Source organism: Gracilibacillus oryzae, from assembly GCF_009498735.1.
Classification (GTDB): domain Bacteria; phylum Bacillota; class Bacilli; order Bacillales; family Amphibacillaceae; genus Gracilibacillus; species Gracilibacillus oryzae.
The window spans coordinates 284,292-299,680 of sequence record NZ_ML762424.1; the positions used below are offsets into that span (position 1 = coordinate 284,292).

At 37.5% G+C, this 15,389-nt stretch carries 14 protein-coding genes; 7 read left to right on the forward strand and 7 right to left on the reverse strand.

The genetic code is table 11. From position 1 onward, the window contains the following. Positions 1–58 precede the first annotated feature (58 nt). Both F9U64_RS01440 and F9U64_RS01445 read left to right on the forward strand, forming a co-directional pair. A complete protein-coding gene (locus tag F9U64_RS01440) occupies positions 59–559 on the forward strand; it encodes a CotY/CotZ family spore coat protein (RefSeq protein WP_153400993.1) in 501 nt (166 codons plus the stop codon). 173 nt (positions 560–732) lie between these two features. Next, the gene (locus F9U64_RS01445) at positions 733–2,271 is read left to right on the forward strand and encodes a glycine betaine uptake BCCT transporter (protein WP_153400994.1); all 1,539 of its coding nucleotides are present in this window, start codon (positions 733–735) and stop codon (positions 2,269–2,271) included. Positions 2,272–2,630: 359 nt separating this feature from the next. Here the strand turns inward: F9U64_RS01445 and F9U64_RS01450 are convergent, their stop codons facing one another. The 4 genes from F9U64_RS01450 to mgtE all read right to left on the reverse strand — a co-directional run bounded on the left by F9U64_RS01450 (position 2,631) and on the right by mgtE (position 7,638). After that, positions 2,631–3,023 (reverse strand): thiol-disulfide oxidoreductase DCC family protein, encoded by a 393-nt coding sequence (locus F9U64_RS01450; RefSeq protein WP_153400995.1) that lies wholly within the window; start codon positions 3,021–3,023, stop codon positions 2,631–2,633. Between the two features lie 519 nt (positions 3,024–3,542). Next, on the reverse strand, positions 3,543–4,322 hold the full coding sequence (fabI, locus tag F9U64_RS01455; RefSeq protein ID WP_153400996.1) for an enoyl-ACP reductase FabI: 780 nt from the start codon (positions 4,320–4,322) through the stop codon (positions 3,543–3,545). 92 nt (positions 4,323–4,414) lie between these two features. Beyond that, entirely contained in the window at positions 4,415–6,259 is a 1,845-nt protein-coding gene (locus F9U64_RS01460) for a monovalent cation:proton antiporter family protein (RefSeq protein WP_153400997.1), read from the reverse strand. 5 nt (positions 6,260–6,264) lie between these two features. Continuing rightward, positions 6,265–7,638, reverse strand: coding sequence for a magnesium transporter (gene mgtE / locus F9U64_RS01465; protein ID WP_153400998.1), 1,374 nt, complete (start codon positions 7,636–7,638; stop codon positions 6,265–6,267). Positions 7,639–7,980: 342 nt separating this feature from the next. Here mgtE and F9U64_RS01470 point away from each other — a divergent pair, with 342 nt between their 5' ends. After that, positions 7,981–9,168: an FtsW/RodA/SpoVE family cell cycle protein gene (locus tag F9U64_RS01470; protein WP_153400999.1), complete on the forward strand. Its 1,188-nt coding sequence runs from the start codon at positions 7,981–7,983 to the stop codon at positions 9,166–9,168. Positions 9,169–9,184: 16 nt separating this feature from the next. Further along, positions 9,185–9,922 carry a bis(5'-nucleosyl)-tetraphosphatase PrpE gene (gene prpE / locus F9U64_RS01475; RefSeq protein ID WP_153401000.1) on the forward strand — a complete coding sequence of 246 codons (738 nt, stop codon included), beginning with the start codon at positions 9,185–9,187 and terminating at the stop codon, positions 9,920–9,922. A 288-nt stretch (positions 9,923–10,210) separates the two neighbouring features. Here the strand turns inward: prpE and F9U64_RS01480 are convergent, their stop codons facing one another. The 3 genes from F9U64_RS01480 to F9U64_RS01490 form a co-directional block, all read right to left on the reverse strand. Further along, complete coding sequence (locus F9U64_RS01480) at positions 10,211–11,095, reverse strand: RluA family pseudouridine synthase (protein ID WP_153401001.1); 885 nt, start codon at positions 11,093–11,095, stop codon at positions 10,211–10,213. Between the two features lie 99 nt (positions 11,096–11,194). After that, a complete protein-coding gene (locus F9U64_RS01485; RefSeq protein ID WP_153401002.1) occupies positions 11,195–11,998 on the reverse strand; it encodes an NAD kinase in 804 nt (267 codons plus the stop codon). 17 nt (positions 11,999–12,015) lie between these two features. After that, a complete protein-coding gene (locus tag F9U64_RS01490) occupies positions 12,016–12,636 on the reverse strand; it encodes a GTP diphosphokinase (protein ID WP_153401003.1) in 621 nt (206 codons plus the stop codon). Between the two features lie 146 nt (positions 12,637–12,782). Here F9U64_RS01490 and F9U64_RS01495 point away from each other — a divergent pair, with 146 nt between their 5' ends. The 3 genes from F9U64_RS01495 to F9U64_RS01505 all read left to right on the forward strand — a co-directional run bounded on the left by F9U64_RS01495 (position 12,783) and on the right by F9U64_RS01505 (position 14,825). Beyond that, the gene (locus F9U64_RS01495; protein WP_153401004.1) at positions 12,783–13,358 is read left to right on the forward strand and encodes a CYTH domain-containing protein; all 576 of its coding nucleotides are present in this window, start codon (positions 12,783–12,785) and stop codon (positions 13,356–13,358) included. Between the two features lie 157 nt (positions 13,359–13,515). After that, positions 13,516–13,935: a globin domain-containing protein gene (locus tag F9U64_RS01500; RefSeq protein WP_407647253.1), complete on the forward strand. Its 420-nt coding sequence runs from the start codon at positions 13,516–13,518 to the stop codon at positions 13,933–13,935. Further along, complete coding sequence (locus F9U64_RS01505; protein WP_323125811.1) at positions 13,932–14,825, forward strand: ClpXP adapter SpxH family protein; 894 nt, start codon at positions 13,932–13,934, stop codon at positions 14,823–14,825. Before F9U64_RS01500 ends, F9U64_RS01505 begins: the two co-directional genes overlap by 4 nt. Positions 14,826–15,389 lie beyond the last annotated feature (564 nt).

Below are 15,389 nucleotides of genomic sequence, written 5' to 3' on the forward strand. Positions count from 1 at the left end.
TACCCACATAGATTATAGTGTTAACGAAAAACTTTATTTCAAGGAGTGTTAATAAAAAATGGGTAAACAAAATATTGGAAGTTCATGTGACGAATTAGGACCAATCTCAAGCAAAGACTGTGTATGTGACGTTGTACGTGCAATTGCAGACGCACAAGATGATGTAGTAGATCAGCATTGTGATATCAGCTGTGCACAATCAATCCGCAGCTTAGTATCTCCAGTTACAGCAAACGGTTTAGACACAGTTCCTTTCATTCTATATGGTAAGGGTTTGAAACCTTTTAAAGCTTCTGGTGCTGTTATCGAAAACGAAAACAACCATGCTAGATTCGAATGTATTGAGAGCTTTATCTTCCGTGTGAATGAAGTAAGTGACGACTGCTGTGCTATCTTAGAATTACTTGCATTTGAAAACGATCAAAATGCATGTGACGAACCATGTGACCAGTTAGAAAATGAGCGTGTAGACGACTTAGAACGTACTGGTATCTGTATTACTGTTGACTTGTCTTGCTTCTGTGCAATCACTTGTCTTCCAGCAGTATCTGTATTGTAATCCTGTTTTCCCCAGTAACTCTCCCATTATCGTGGGAGAGTTTTTTTGTATTGGTTGAATTCTATTAATAATTTTGTTAGGATATAAAACATTGTGTCTTTACTGGCGCATAGATAAAACTTATTTGGGAATTGTAATGAGTGCAATAATAACTGTATAGAGAGGATGATATGATGCACAAAGTTACAAAAGTTTTTTATATTTCATTAGCAATTTCAATTTTATTTATTTTGTGGGGAATCATACCTAAAGAAACATTACCACAGTGGAACCTTGATAATGTGACAACATTAATCCAAGGCTTTTTAGTAACTAGATTTGGCTGGTTCTACTTACTTGTAGCAACCGGATTTGTTATTTTAGCAATATTCCTGATCGTTTCTAAATATGGAAACATTGTGCTTGGAAAAGATGGGGACAAGCCTGAGTACAGCTATATTACATGGTTTGGTATGTTATTCAGTGCAGGTATGGGAATTGGTTTAGTATTCTGGGGCGCAGCAGAACCAATCTGGCATTTTCATATTCCGCCATATGCAACAGCAACTGAGGCTGAGTCGGCTCGAGTTGCCATGCAATACAGCTTCTTTCATTGGGGATTCCACCCATGGGCAGTTTATGCAACCCTTGCATTGGCACTAGCTTATTTTCAATTTAGAAAAGATGAACCTGGTCTTATCAGCAGCACATTGAAACCACTTTATGGTGATAAAATGAATGGTGGCCTTGGGACTTTAATTAATGTCATTGCCGTATTTGCCACTATTTTTGGTGTGGCAACATCTCTTGGACTTGGTGCACAGCAGATCGGAAGCGGACTGACTTTTGTTATAGATGGTCTATCCAATACAATCGGACTTCAGATGATTATTATTGTTCTTGTTACCGTTCTGTATATGCTCTCGGCCCTTACAGGTTTGAACAAAGGAATTAAATATTTAAGTACAACCAATGTTATTTTAGCAATTTTATTAGTTGTCTTTATGTTATTTACTGGTCCTACTAATTTCATTATGAACTTTTTTACTACTACATTAGGCAGATATATTTCCAATTTACCTGAAATGAGTTTCCGAATGGCTCCATTTAATGAAGACAATGCAAGCTGGCTCAAGGACTGGACAATTTTCTATTGGGCTTGGTGGATTGCATGGGCACCATTTGTTGGAATGTTTATCGCACGTGTATCAAGAGGACGTACTGTTCGTGAATTTGTCACTGGTGTATTACTTGTTCCGACTTTATTCGGTACATTATGGTTCAGTGTCTTAGGCGGTTCTGCCATTCATCAGGAAATGAACCAAGGAGTGGATATTCTTGGTCAAATGAATGCAACTGGTTCGGAAGCAGCATTATTCACTGTTTTACAAAACTTCCCGCTTACAGGATTTCTGTCAGTACTGGCAATTTTATTAATTAGTACCTTCTTTATTACATCTGCTGACTCTGCCACTTTTGTGCTTGGAATGCAGACAACTAATGGGGATCTGAATCCTGATGCAAAAGTAAAGGTTGCCTGGGGCCTTGTTCAATCAGGAACAGCAGCCGTTTTATTATGGCAAGGTGGATTAAATGCACTGCAAACAGCTTCTATTATAGCGGCATTCCCATTTGCGATCATCATGATTCTCATGGTATTTTCTATTTTCAAAGCATTTAGAGAAGAAGCGAGATTAAATACATTAAAACGACGTAAAAAGGAAAATGCTTAAAGTACGTGTTCAAAAAGTCGCAAATTAGAAGCAAAGAAGATTGAGTCGGTGCAGTGAGGAGCCTCGGAACGTATGGGTTGAATACGTGAGAAGCGGACTCGCAAACCAACGTAGAGATTCGCCGCTTATCATTTGGTGACTTATTGAACATCCTCTTCTAGTACGTGTTCAATAAGTCGGCAAATTAGAAGCAAGAAGGTCGAGGCGGTGCAGTGAGGAGCCTCGGAACGTATGGGTTGAATACGTGAGAAGCGGACTCGCAAACCAACGTAGAAATTCGCCGCTTATCATTTGGTGACTTATTGAACATCCTCTTATAGAGACGAGAAAAGCCGTATGAAAATTCATGCGGCTTTTTATTATGACAAGAATCGCTTACGGTCTTGTGGATTTGGCAGCATACAGCTCTCCCGCTTCCCAAACCAGCGGTACCTGTTTTTGGCAATAAATTTGTATATAATGTTTCTGAGCGGTTTTGGAATCACGATAAAGGCATACAGCAGTGGATAGAACTTATTTAATTTTTTGGCAATTCTCAGGGCAGCTGTTGATTCTGTATAATATCTGTCACCCTCAATGAGAACAACACTCTCAACTGTTGTTGGAACTTCATACTTCGATGTCAGCTTTTCCCCCGCTTCACTTTGTAACGAGGCAAACTGAAAATACATATTTGGATCATGCTTCATAATAAATTGAACCGAAGAATTGCATAAGTTACAAACACCATCAAATAAAATAATTCTTTGCATTAACTCCACCACCCTTTGGTTCATTATAGCAGAAAGGCATGAGTAATAAAAAAACTGAGCATAATAGATGCAGCAATTTTCTTATCAAATCAGATACAACATCTGCGCGTTTTAATAGGATAATCGCTTCTTCCTATCATTTCTGCTGCTACTCCTATACGTTTTGATAGGATAAACGTTTCTTCCTATCATATCTACTGCTACTCCTGTGTGTTTTGATAGGTAAACCGCTTCTTCCTATCATATCTGTTGCTTCTCCTATTGGTTTTGATAGGATAATCACTTCTTCCTATCATAACTGTTGCTTCTCCTGTGTGTTTTGATAGGATAATCACTTCTTCCTATCATATCTGTTGCTACTCCTGTTTGTTTTGATAGGATAATCGCTTCTTCCTATCAAATCCGGCACTTCACTGGGAACTCTCGATTGATATACCACTGAAACTGAACACCCAAACATCCAAACCAATAAAAAAAACAGCCGCTCATAGCTGATAAAACGGCTGTCTTCCAATGTAATTATGATAAACCTAAAATATTGTATCCTGCATCAACATGGATAATTTCCCCTGTTACCCCGCGGGACAAGTTACTTAATAAGTAATAAGCTGAGTCGCCTACTTCTTCTTGAGTAATGGTACGGCGCAATGGTGCTTCTTCTTCGATTTTCTTTAGGACAGAGTTAAAGTCGCCAATACCTTTTGCAGAAAGGGTACGGATAGGTCCTGCTGAAATGGCATTAACTCGCACACCATGTTTACCAAGATCATTTGCTAAATATTTCATACTTGCATCTAAGCTTGCCTTAGCGACACCCATCACATTATAGTTTTTCACAACACGTTCCCCGCCAAGGTAAGTTAATGTAACAATACTGCCACCGTCAGTCATTAATGGTGCAGCGGCTTTCGATACAGCCACTAAGGAGTATGCACTGATATTATGTGCCAATAAGAAACCATCACGGCTCGTATCAACAAACTCCCCTTGTAAATCTTCCTTATTAGCAAAGGCAATACAGTGAGCTAAACCATGAATTGTTCCAACATCTTCTTTTATTTGTGCAAATGTATCACTTACTGCCTGATCATTTGTTACATCACATTCGTAAAATAATGCATCTTGTCCTTCTAAAGTAGCTGCAAGATCTTTGATTGGCTTCTCAAAGCGGTCATTCAAATAAGTAAAGATTAAGCGTGCTCCAGCTTCATGAAGTGAACGTGCCACTCCCCAGGCAATACTACGTTTATTTGCTACACCCATCACAACATATGTGCGGCCTTCCAAGGAAAAATTCATCCCATTACCTCCTAGATAATATATATAACTTATTATTAGTACCTGCTACTATTTTATCTAATTTGGAAGTTTATCACAATCATTTTCTTTGCTTAAACATATTCTAATAATCTTTGTAAATCTCCCACATATTCATGAGATCCTGTCACAACAAGCCTGTCTCCTACCCTTAATTCTGTATCACCATGCGGGACAATCGAATCCTTGCCACGGAAAATACGAACCATAATCACATCTCCGGTAAATGGAAACTCTCTAAGCAGTATCCCTTCATATTGGGAATTGTTCATATTAATCTCATAAAGTGCTGATTCTTGTTGTGTAAAGATGTTCACAACGTTTGGCGCTTCAATTAGTGCTTTTAGTAATGTTTTGGATGAGAGAAGGACAGAGAATACATCTACCCCTATTTCCTTAAGACGCTTTTCAATTGCCTGAATCTCAATTCTGGCAATTACCCGCTCTACTCCATTATTTTTGGCATATGTTGCGATCTCTTCATTCTTTTCTTCTTCACCTGTTGAGACAACAACTATATCATGGTCAAAAACACCAGCTGCTTCTAATGTTGCTATATCATAATTATCTAACTGATTAATATCGAAAATAGATCTAGTTTGATTATCCTCAATTTTATCTTGTCGAGTATGATACAGATGAACTTCATATTCTTTTGAATCCAACTCACGGACAACCGGAATTGTCGCCTGATTGATTCCGATAAAGGCAATTGATTCAACATACTGTACTTCTTCTTCATTAACAAAGAATTTTTTAAAGAAAGCAGGTGTTATAATACAAGATAGAACAGCAACTAATACTAATGCTCCATTCATCTCACTCGTGATTACTCCCAGTCTCTCCCCTATAGTTGCTGCAGCAATTACAAGCGACAATGTAGAAGTCAGAAGCATACTTGCTGCAATTACAGTATTGGTGTTATACCATTTTCTTAGTATAGCAACAGGAATAACTTTGGAAATGAGTAGTGCAATAAATAATAATGGAATTACTGCTAACACTTTTGGTTCATCAAAAAGTGCCCAAAGGTTCAGTTCAACACCGACCATTACAAAGAAAATAGGAATCAGGAATCCGTACCCGAAACTATCTAATTTATGGACTAAGTCCTGGTTTGGTGCAAGGAGAGAAACTAATGATCCCGCAAGGAATGCTCCCAGGATATTCTCCGCACCTACAGATTCAGATAAGGCAACGAGAAAAATAATCAATGTGAAAACAGCTCGTGTTCCAATCTGTATCGTTCCTTTGGACATTGTCTCGAGAAATGACTGGTTTCTGAAGTGTTTCCCTACAAAGTAAAGCAATACCCCTACAGCAAACAGAACTAGCAGAAGCCACATATTACCCGAGTCTTCACTGTAAAAGGAGACAAACACAGCTAGTAAAATCATTGTTACTAAGTCTGCAATAACTGCAATAAGCAGGATCGTTTGTCCAATTGTCGTCTGCATTGCCTGTGCTTCTTTCAATGTAGGCACAACAACACCTAATGAAATGGTCGAAATGATTAATGTCATTAAGTACACATTATCGATAAGGCCGAACAGAACAAATAAATAAGAAAGACCGAATGATAGAATAAAAATACCCATAAAAACTAATGTAGCAATTTTAACAGGACTTGGCATATTATTATCTTTTGGATTCCGTTGTTTCTTCTTGGAAAATAGTGTAAAGTCTATTTCTAAACCACTTAAAAACATAAGGAAAATAAAGCCTAATGTTGATAATGTTTCCAGCCAGTTACTTTCCTCTACTAAATCAAATCCACTTTGTCCGATAATTAGACCAACAATAATTTCTGCCACAACCACCGGAATCATTTTGAGCTTAAACCTGTGCAGCAATATTGGTGTCAAAAAAGCAGCTATGACGACAATAACCAATGAACTAATTGATTCTCCATGTTCCATCTATCTCAACCTCCACCTATTAATAAATTCATAAAAGCAGTTGCCAGTCCAAAGTAAATAAACATTGATATAATATCATTTAACGTTGTAATGAAAGGACCGGAAGCAACCGCTGGGTCAATATTAAATCTGTGCATCACTAAAGGTACAAATGCTCCGGCAATTGTAGCAACAAATAATGTAGCCATAATCGATATACCAACAAGAATACCTAAATACAATTCTCCATACCAAAAGGCAACGATCAAAGTTATTAAGATTCCACAAGTTGTCCCTGTAATCACACCTGTTTTCGCCTCTTGCCAAATAACAGAAGCTTTCCCGATTTTATCCATATCACCATTTGAAATACTGCGGACAGCGACTGCCAGAGCTTGTGTTCCTGTATTTCCTGCCATACCGGCTATAACTGGTATAAATGCTGCGAGAAGGGCAACCTGTTCAAGGGCTCCTTGAAAGCGGGCAATAATATTTGCAGTAAACATTCCGAGGAATAATAATGCGATCAACCATGGTAATCGTTTCTTAGCTGCCTGCAGCGCAGTATCCCCAAATCTCTCTACATCAGAGATACCGGCAAGTTTGGAGTAGTCATCACTTGCTTCTTCTTCCATAACGTCCATAATATCATCGACAGTTATAATCCCAAGCAAATGATTCTGGAAGTCCACGACTGGTAATGCCAGAAAGTCATAATCTCTCATCATCTGTGCAATGTCTTCCTGACCTTCCCCTACCGGAACAGATACTACTCGTTCGCTCATTACATCTTGAATAAGCCAGTCTCCTTCTGCTATTATCAAATCTCTTAATGATATAACACCAACTAATTTCTTATCTGAGTCAACAACATATATATAGTAAATTGTTTCTGCCTCTGGTGCTTCTTTTCGTAAATGGCGCATTGCCTCTTTTACTGTCATATCATGGTTAATGACAACAAATTCAGTTGTCATAATACTACCGGCTGTTTTTTCCTCATAATGAAGCAATTGTTTAATTTCTTCAGAAGATTCTTTATTCATTATTGTCAGGAAGCTTGCCACTTTATTTTTATCAAGTTCATTGAGTATATCTACAGCATCATCTGTCGACATTTCTTCAAATATTTTTGCAGCAAATGCTGGTACCATTTCTGAAATAAACTCATTCACTATATCTCGATCTACATGCTCCATTACCTCCGCCATTTCTTCTGGAGATAAATAAGTATAGATGAGAAAGCGTATATCTTCATCTTGTTCCTCGAAGATTTTCGCCTGATCATATGGATGTAACTCTAAAAACTCCGCTCTGAATTGATCCATTTGTTCATTGATCAATGCCTGCTGGATGTTTTGCCACATCTGCATTCTTTCATGTTTCTCTAGGTGTTCCATATTTGCGCCTCCTAACTCACTGAAAAACTCGCATTCACCGGATATTAGTGGATGCGTCAGTTTTCCTTCTACGTAAGACTTCAAGACTTCTTTTGGATCTCCACAGCAACATTCGATGGATTTGTATCAAACAAAACAAGTCTCAACATCTTTTTCTTTTTTAAGTATTTAAAGAATAACATATCATCTAAATAATTACGCTAATTTTACATTCTTTTAAAAAACTTGTCTGAACAATGTATATTTTGAACCATTTTTTACAAATGTGTTATTTTTATTTCTCAAAATTACATTAATACACTATACTAGTAAAAGAAGATTACAGCAGAAAGGTAACTATACATGTCTCAAGATAACAAAAATTCAAAAATTGATTACACACTTATTTTAATCATCATTGCTCTTGCAATAATTAGTATCTTTACTTTATATACATTAAATCCATACTTAATTCAAAAGTTAGGGATTGTTTTCTATCAAAAACAAATACAGTGGTATATTATCGGAACGGTTGCAATCATTGTCATCATGTTTTTTGATTATGACAGATTAAGACAGGTTTCGTGGATATTTTACGGTTTAGGAATTATTGCTTTAACGATGCTCTTCTTTCATTTCCCGCCAGGAATTGCGGATTCTGTTAATGGAGCATGGGGCTGGTTTCAAATTCATGGTTTTGGTTCATTGCAGCCAGCTGAATTTATGAAAGTTTTTCTAATTATATTTTTAGCACATATTATTGTTGCACATAATGAAAAATATCCGGAGCACACACTAAAAATGGATTTCTGGTTACTTGCAAAAATCGGAATGGCATCCATTGTCCCCATCTTCTTCCTTACACAACAGCCTGACTTGGGCGGTGTACTTGTATTAACTGCTATAACAGTATGTATGATACTTGTTTCAGGAATTAAATGGCGTATTATTTTATCCATATTCGGGGGATTACTAATCACTGTCGTATCCATTGTTATTATTTATCTGACTATACCAGATCAAGTCAACCAATTCTTAATTGAAAAGGATCTAGAACACGTTGGGGAAAGATTTAACGCATGGCTTAACCCTGATGAAAACAGCCAAGGTGATGCTTATCAATTAACACGGGCTATGCTTGCGATTGGGTCAGGACAGTTATCAGGTAAAGGGATGAGTGAATTCGAAGTTTCCTATAAAATCCCGGAATACCAAACTGACTTTATCTTCACCTCCATTGCCGAACAATTTGGTTTTATTGGCTCAAGTGTTGTTATTACTATATATTTTCTCTTAATTTACCGATTAATTCATATTGCATTGAAATGCAGAGACCCGTTTGGAAGCTATATGATTACAGGTATTATCGGTATGTTCGCTTTCCAGGTTTTTCAGAATATTGGTATGTCTATTCAGTTATTGCCTATTACCGGGTTGCCACTTCCGTTTATCAGCTACGGAGGAAGTTCAACATTGACCTATATGCTGGCAATAGGAATTGTGCTAAACATTCATTATCGATTAAAAACATATATGTTTGATGAATCTTAAAAAGTGAGGTCTTTTCGTGAAAGTAGATATAATTGGAGATATCCATGGGTGTTATGAAGAATTATTGGAGTTAATTGAATCACTTGGTTATAGTTGGGAAGATGATAAACTATCTCACCCTGATGGAAGAAAAATCGCTTTTGTTGGAGACTTACCCGACCGCGGCCCTTATTCCATTGAGGTAATTAAACTGGTCTATCAATTAGTAAGAAAACAGCAAACTGCCTATTATGTTCCAGGTAATCACTGCAATAAACTGTACAGGTATTTCCTTGGCAATAAAGTAAAGCATCAGCATGGATTAGAAACAACCGTTGCTGAATATATGGCATTATCGAAAAAAGAACAAAATACGGTAAAAGAGATGATGATGGAGCTATATGAACAAGCTCCCCTGTATTTAGAAATCCCTGAAGTAAATGCAGTGATTGCACATGCAGGGATTAAGGAAGATTATATTGGCAAGCAGGGCAATAAAGTGAAGACCTTTGTTCTCTATGGTGATATCACTGGCGAAACATTGCCAGATGGCCGGCCGATAAGACGAGATTGGGCAAAAGATTATATTGGTGACAGATGGATCGTTTATGGCCATACTCCAGTGCTTGAGCCAAGATTCTTAAACAAATCGGTTAACATTGATACTGGCTGTGTTTTTGGGAACAAGCTGACCGCTTTTAGCTTGCCGGAAGAGAAGATTCTGTCAGTCGCCTCAAGACAGCCGTTTGTTGAAGAGAAATTCACAAAGTATTAGAATAGAAAAAGAAGGAGACATAACTATTTTATACGCATCAAAACCCGAACAATTATTAACTGTTTCGGGTTTTTTGTTCATGTAAAATGGTGTTTCATATTTCGCTCCGTCAAAACACTTCGCTTTCCGCGGGCACGGCCTTAGCTTCCTCAGAAAGCAAAGCCCGCTTTCTTGCGGGATCTTCGGCTCGCGCTGTTCCCGCAGGAGTCTTCGTGTTTTGACTACGCTAAGTACGTGCGTTCATTTCTACAAAATAGTCTCGTTCGTATTTAAGGTAAAGTCTATTAGTTATATCTCAGTCTGTTTTATTTTGGCAAGATCTTCAGCTAATGGTAAAGTAAAACTCATCCTTTTACGTGTCATCGGATGATAAAAGGCTAATTCAGTGCAATGCAATGCTTGCCTGCCGATATGGTCAAGGCTTCCGCCATATAAACGATCACCCGCTAAAGGATGTCCCATATCTGTCAGATGCACTCTGATCTGATGGGTTCTTCCTGTCTCTAAGCTTATTTCGACAAGAGAATATTGCTTCCAGACTTCCATGACGCGGTAATTCGTTATCGCTTCCTGACCAGCATTATCCACCATTCTTTTGAGGATAGAATCAGGGTCACGAGCAATTGGTTTGTTAATTCGGCCTTCTTTAGGCTGAGGTATTCCTGAAACGATGGCCTGATAGGTACGATTTACTTTCCCTGATTGCTGTTCTCTGAACATGATAGCATGACTGTAACGATGCTTAGCAATAAGTAACAACCCGGAAGTATCACGGTCCAGTCTTGTTACAACATGAACAGTATACGGTAACTGATTCTGATCATAATGGTACAGAATCGCATTAGCCAATGTACGGCCAGGATGGTGACGCGAAGGGATTGTTGCCATATTTGGCGGCTTATTAATCACAAGCACATCATCATCTTCATATATAATATCCAGGGGAAGCGGCTCTGGCAGGATATACTCACTTCTTTTTTCCGGCGGGAAGATAACCTCCACTGTATCGTTTTCTGATAAAATATATCGTACGGTTTTTGGTTCATTATTAACCAGAATTTTGCCACCCTGATGTTTTACTGTTGCGAGTGTTCGTTTGGAGAATCCTCTTACATCAATCAGATATTCCCGCAAGAGGGTTTTATCATGCTGTTTGTCTATAATCCATTTCAACTCATTTTACTCCTTTTAAAGGATGTTCAAAAACTCACCAAAATGATAAGCGGCGACTTTTTGAACACGCACTTTTATCCACTTTTTTCCGCTGAAATTCTAGCGCTCATCCGATATAAAGGAATCATGTACTCTCTTCCAGAAAGGAAATGCACGAAATCTTGCAAACCGGATTTTTTTCTCGGAGACCCGACATTCAATTGTATCAATATTCGAATAAGAGTCTGTATTATGATCAATTGTAATTAAAAAGCTCTTGTTATGATCAAGCGGCTTCAGTTCACATATATGATGTTTAGGCAAGATTAATGGTGATCCGACGGTACGAAAGACTCGATTATTAATGGATGCCATTTCAGTAATTTGATAAGCATTTAAGGAAGGATGAATAATCGCACCACCTAACGCCTTATTGTATGCTGTACTTCCAGAAGGTGTGGAAATACATAATCCATCGCCTCTAAAACGTTCAAAATGTGCACCTTTTATCAGTACATCCATTACAACCGTGCTGTCGACTGATTTAACAGATACTTCATTTAAGGCGAGAAAATGTTTGGTTTCTCCTTTATCAGCAGGATGAATAATAATATCAAGCAATGGATATTCCACAATTTCCGATGGATTCTTGGCAATCTCAATAATTAATTTTTCTATCTCATCAGGAAGCCAATCAGCATAAAAGCCGAGGTGGCCTGTGTGCACACCTATAAATGCGGTCTCTTCCAAACGGTGCTGATATGTATGAAAAGCTTCCAGAAATGTTCCATCCCCGCCTACGGATATTACAAGATCAGGTTCTTTCTCATCATATTCAAGCGAAAACTCTTCTAAGTACTGCTTCATACGACCTTTGATTACGTCTGATTTTTGATCACCTTTTGAAAGAATACTAAAACGCATATTAATTACCCCCATCATTAATGCTTCTGCTTATTCGAATGATAGATCCTTTGTGCTTCCTGAATCTCATCCTTAATTTTTGACATCTCTTCATCCATACTGAATGCAGCTTCAGCAGCTCGTTTCAAACGTGCTTGAACTTTATCCGGAATCTGACCTGCATATTTATAATTCAGTGAGTGCTCATTCGTTGCCCAGAAATTCATCGCCATTGTTCTGATTTGAATCTCTGCAATAATTCTCCGTTCCCCGTGAATAGTTTCCACAGGATATTCAATAATCAAATGGTACGAACGATAACCACTTTCTTTTTTATTTTTAATATAATCCCGTTCCTCTATTACTTCAAAATCATTTCGAGATTTCAGACGATTCAGTATATCGTATATATCATCAACAAATTGGCAGACAACTCTTACACCAGCAATGTCTTGCAAATCTGTTTCCATTCTTTCTGCAGGTATCTTTTTTCTCCGCATTTTTTCTTTAATACTTGAAATAGGTTTGACACGGCCAGTTACGAACTCGATTGGCGAATGGTTTGTTTCATGTTCGAATTGGGCACGCATCCCTCTTAATTTCACTTTTAATTCTTCTACCACCTGTGAATAAGGTGCCAAAAAAGTTTTCCAATCCACATCTAGCACCACCTAATCTTTATCTAAGTATATATTACCACATTTTTTCAAGTTAGCTGAACCAAAACTGCTTAGTATATTATTTTTGCATTTTTGTGCAAGAAGAAGCACAATATGATTAGAATAGAAGTAAAGGTGGCATCCGGATGTCTCAAGAAATCGAAATTGAATTTAAGAATTTACTGACAAAGTCTGAATTTTCAGCTTTACATGATTTTTTCCGGTCTTTTTCGAAAGAAGAAATGACGCAGATGAATCATTATTTTGAAACAGAAACATTTTCTTTGAAAAATAATGGCGCAGCGCTTAGAATACGGGAAAAAGGTAATCATTTTTCGGCAACCTTAAAACAGCCTAATCCTCTAGGTCCCGGGCTGTTAGAAACACACCAGGATATTTCTGTAAATGAAGCCGATCAATGGTTCCAGAACAAAATCCAGCCGGATATTGAGATTGCAGATGCATTAAGCCATTTAGGTGTTGATGTGAAGCAGCTGCGATATGGCGGAAAATTAGAAACAACTCGAACAGAATTAGCTTATCAGGATGTATTAGTCGTACTCGACCACAGCAGGTATAATGGGCGGGAAGATTATGAATTAGAGTTGGAATGCAAGGAAGAAAAACAAGGGTTGGCAGTATTTCATCAATTATTAGAACAATTTCATATTCCAGAAAGAAAAACAATGAACAAAATTGCTCGTTTTTATCATACACTATAGTACGAATTGTTTCGTCTTACATCTGTACAATAACAGTCAAAGACTTTATATACGGGGAAAATTAGCAAAACACATTATTTGCTAGAATCCACCTCGAACTGTTACAATAAAGTAACAATTATGAATTTTTTTTAACAATTTGTTGGACAAAAGTGGAATGAAAGGTTTGGAAGAAATGAATGATGTACGCTCTATATATGAGGCAATAGGTGGCGAAGAGACAATTGATCGATTAGTGGAAGCATTTTATGCTCGTGTTGCAAAACATCCTGATCTAATCCCGATTTTTCCTGATGACTTCACCGAAGTTGCTCGTAAACAAAAACAATTCTTAACACAATTCTTTGGTGGTCCACCATTATATATACAAGAACATGGGCATCCTATGATGAGAAAGCGGCACTTGCGCTTTCCCATCACTCCTGTAAGGAGAGACGCATGGCTGAAGTGCATGCAGGGTGCGTTAGAAGAAGTTCAAATTGATGAGCCTGTCAGAAGCGCAATCTTTGAACGTTTGGCACTTACAGCCAATCACATGATGAATACACCTGACCCAGAGAAAGGAGAATCATTGTGAATTGGAATTCAGCTGGATCATGGCAACATCAAGATGGTAACCAGACGACTCGATTACATTTTATTGATATGCTCAAGAAACCGATCGAGATTTATGTATTTGTTGATCCACTATGTCCAGAATGTTGGTCATTTGAACCTTATCTGAAGAAGTTAACAGTAGAATATGGACGTTTTTTCACGATTAGACCTATACTCAGCGGACAGCTTACCAATTTGCACAAAGATAAATTTGAACAACCAAGAAAGTTGAAAGAAATTTGGGAGAAAACAGCCAATCGGACAGGAATGTGCTGTGATGGAGATTTATGGTTAGAGAATCCAATCCATTTTCCAAAGATTACTTCTATAGCGGTTAAAGCCGCAGAATTACAGGGGAAAAAGGCTGGCAAGAGATTTTTAAGAAAAATTCAGGAGTTGGCTTTTTTAGAGAAGAAAGATATCTCCAGTGAGCGGATTCTTTTGGAATGTGCAAGACAGCTTAATTTGGATATTGAAGAATTTAAAAGTGACCTTTATTCCCACTCTGCAGCGAAAGCATTACAATGCGATTTAAAGATAACGAAAGAAATGGAAGTAGAATATGTTCCAACAATGGTTTTCTTTAATGAATCCGATGAAGAAGCAGGTATTAAAATCTCCGGAATTTATCCATATGATATTTATGTGAAAGTTTTGAAACAAATGCTTCAGAAGGAACCATTGCCAGCAAGAAAACCCGACTTAGTTGACTTTCTATCTCAATATGAATTTGTCGCGACAAAGGAAGTTGCAGTTGTCTATGACTGGTCGCTGGAAAAGGCAGAAAAGGAATTAAAGAAACTTCAACTAAAACAACTAGTCGAAAAGGTTCCAGTAAAATTCGGCTGTTTCTGGAAATATATAAAGTGAGATTTGGATCAACTGGGGTTTGCCGATCCTCACAGATCACTTTGAAGTGGTAATATTTCAGACATCTAGCACCGTAATTAGTAACAGAACTTCTCAAGAAGTTGAAAGTCACTGCTTAGCCTGGTGCCTAACAGCCTCAGCACCATTTATGTAGAAAGAGAAAAGGACATGTACATTAAGAGTACATGTCCTTTTCTTTATCTATTACTAGATAAGGGATGGGAGAAAGTTTAGGTCAAACAAAGGGGTTTGTTTGTAAACATTTCATGCATTTAATATACCAAGATTTCTTATACCTGGCAATATGTTTGTGCATCATTTCACAAAAGTGTCACACTTCTAATTGCTTTTCTTTCGCATAAAGTAATGATAAGAAAAGCTGCTTGTGATTTTTTATAAAAAGATGTTAAAAAATATTGGCAAGGATGTGCTTGTGATGAGACTGTTAATTTTTTTATTGCCACTTTTTGCATTATTCTTAAACATTTTTGGTTTAATGCGGCTAATCCCCGTTTACTTCACTGTTCCCCTGTTATTTATTACTATTTACATATCTGTATATTG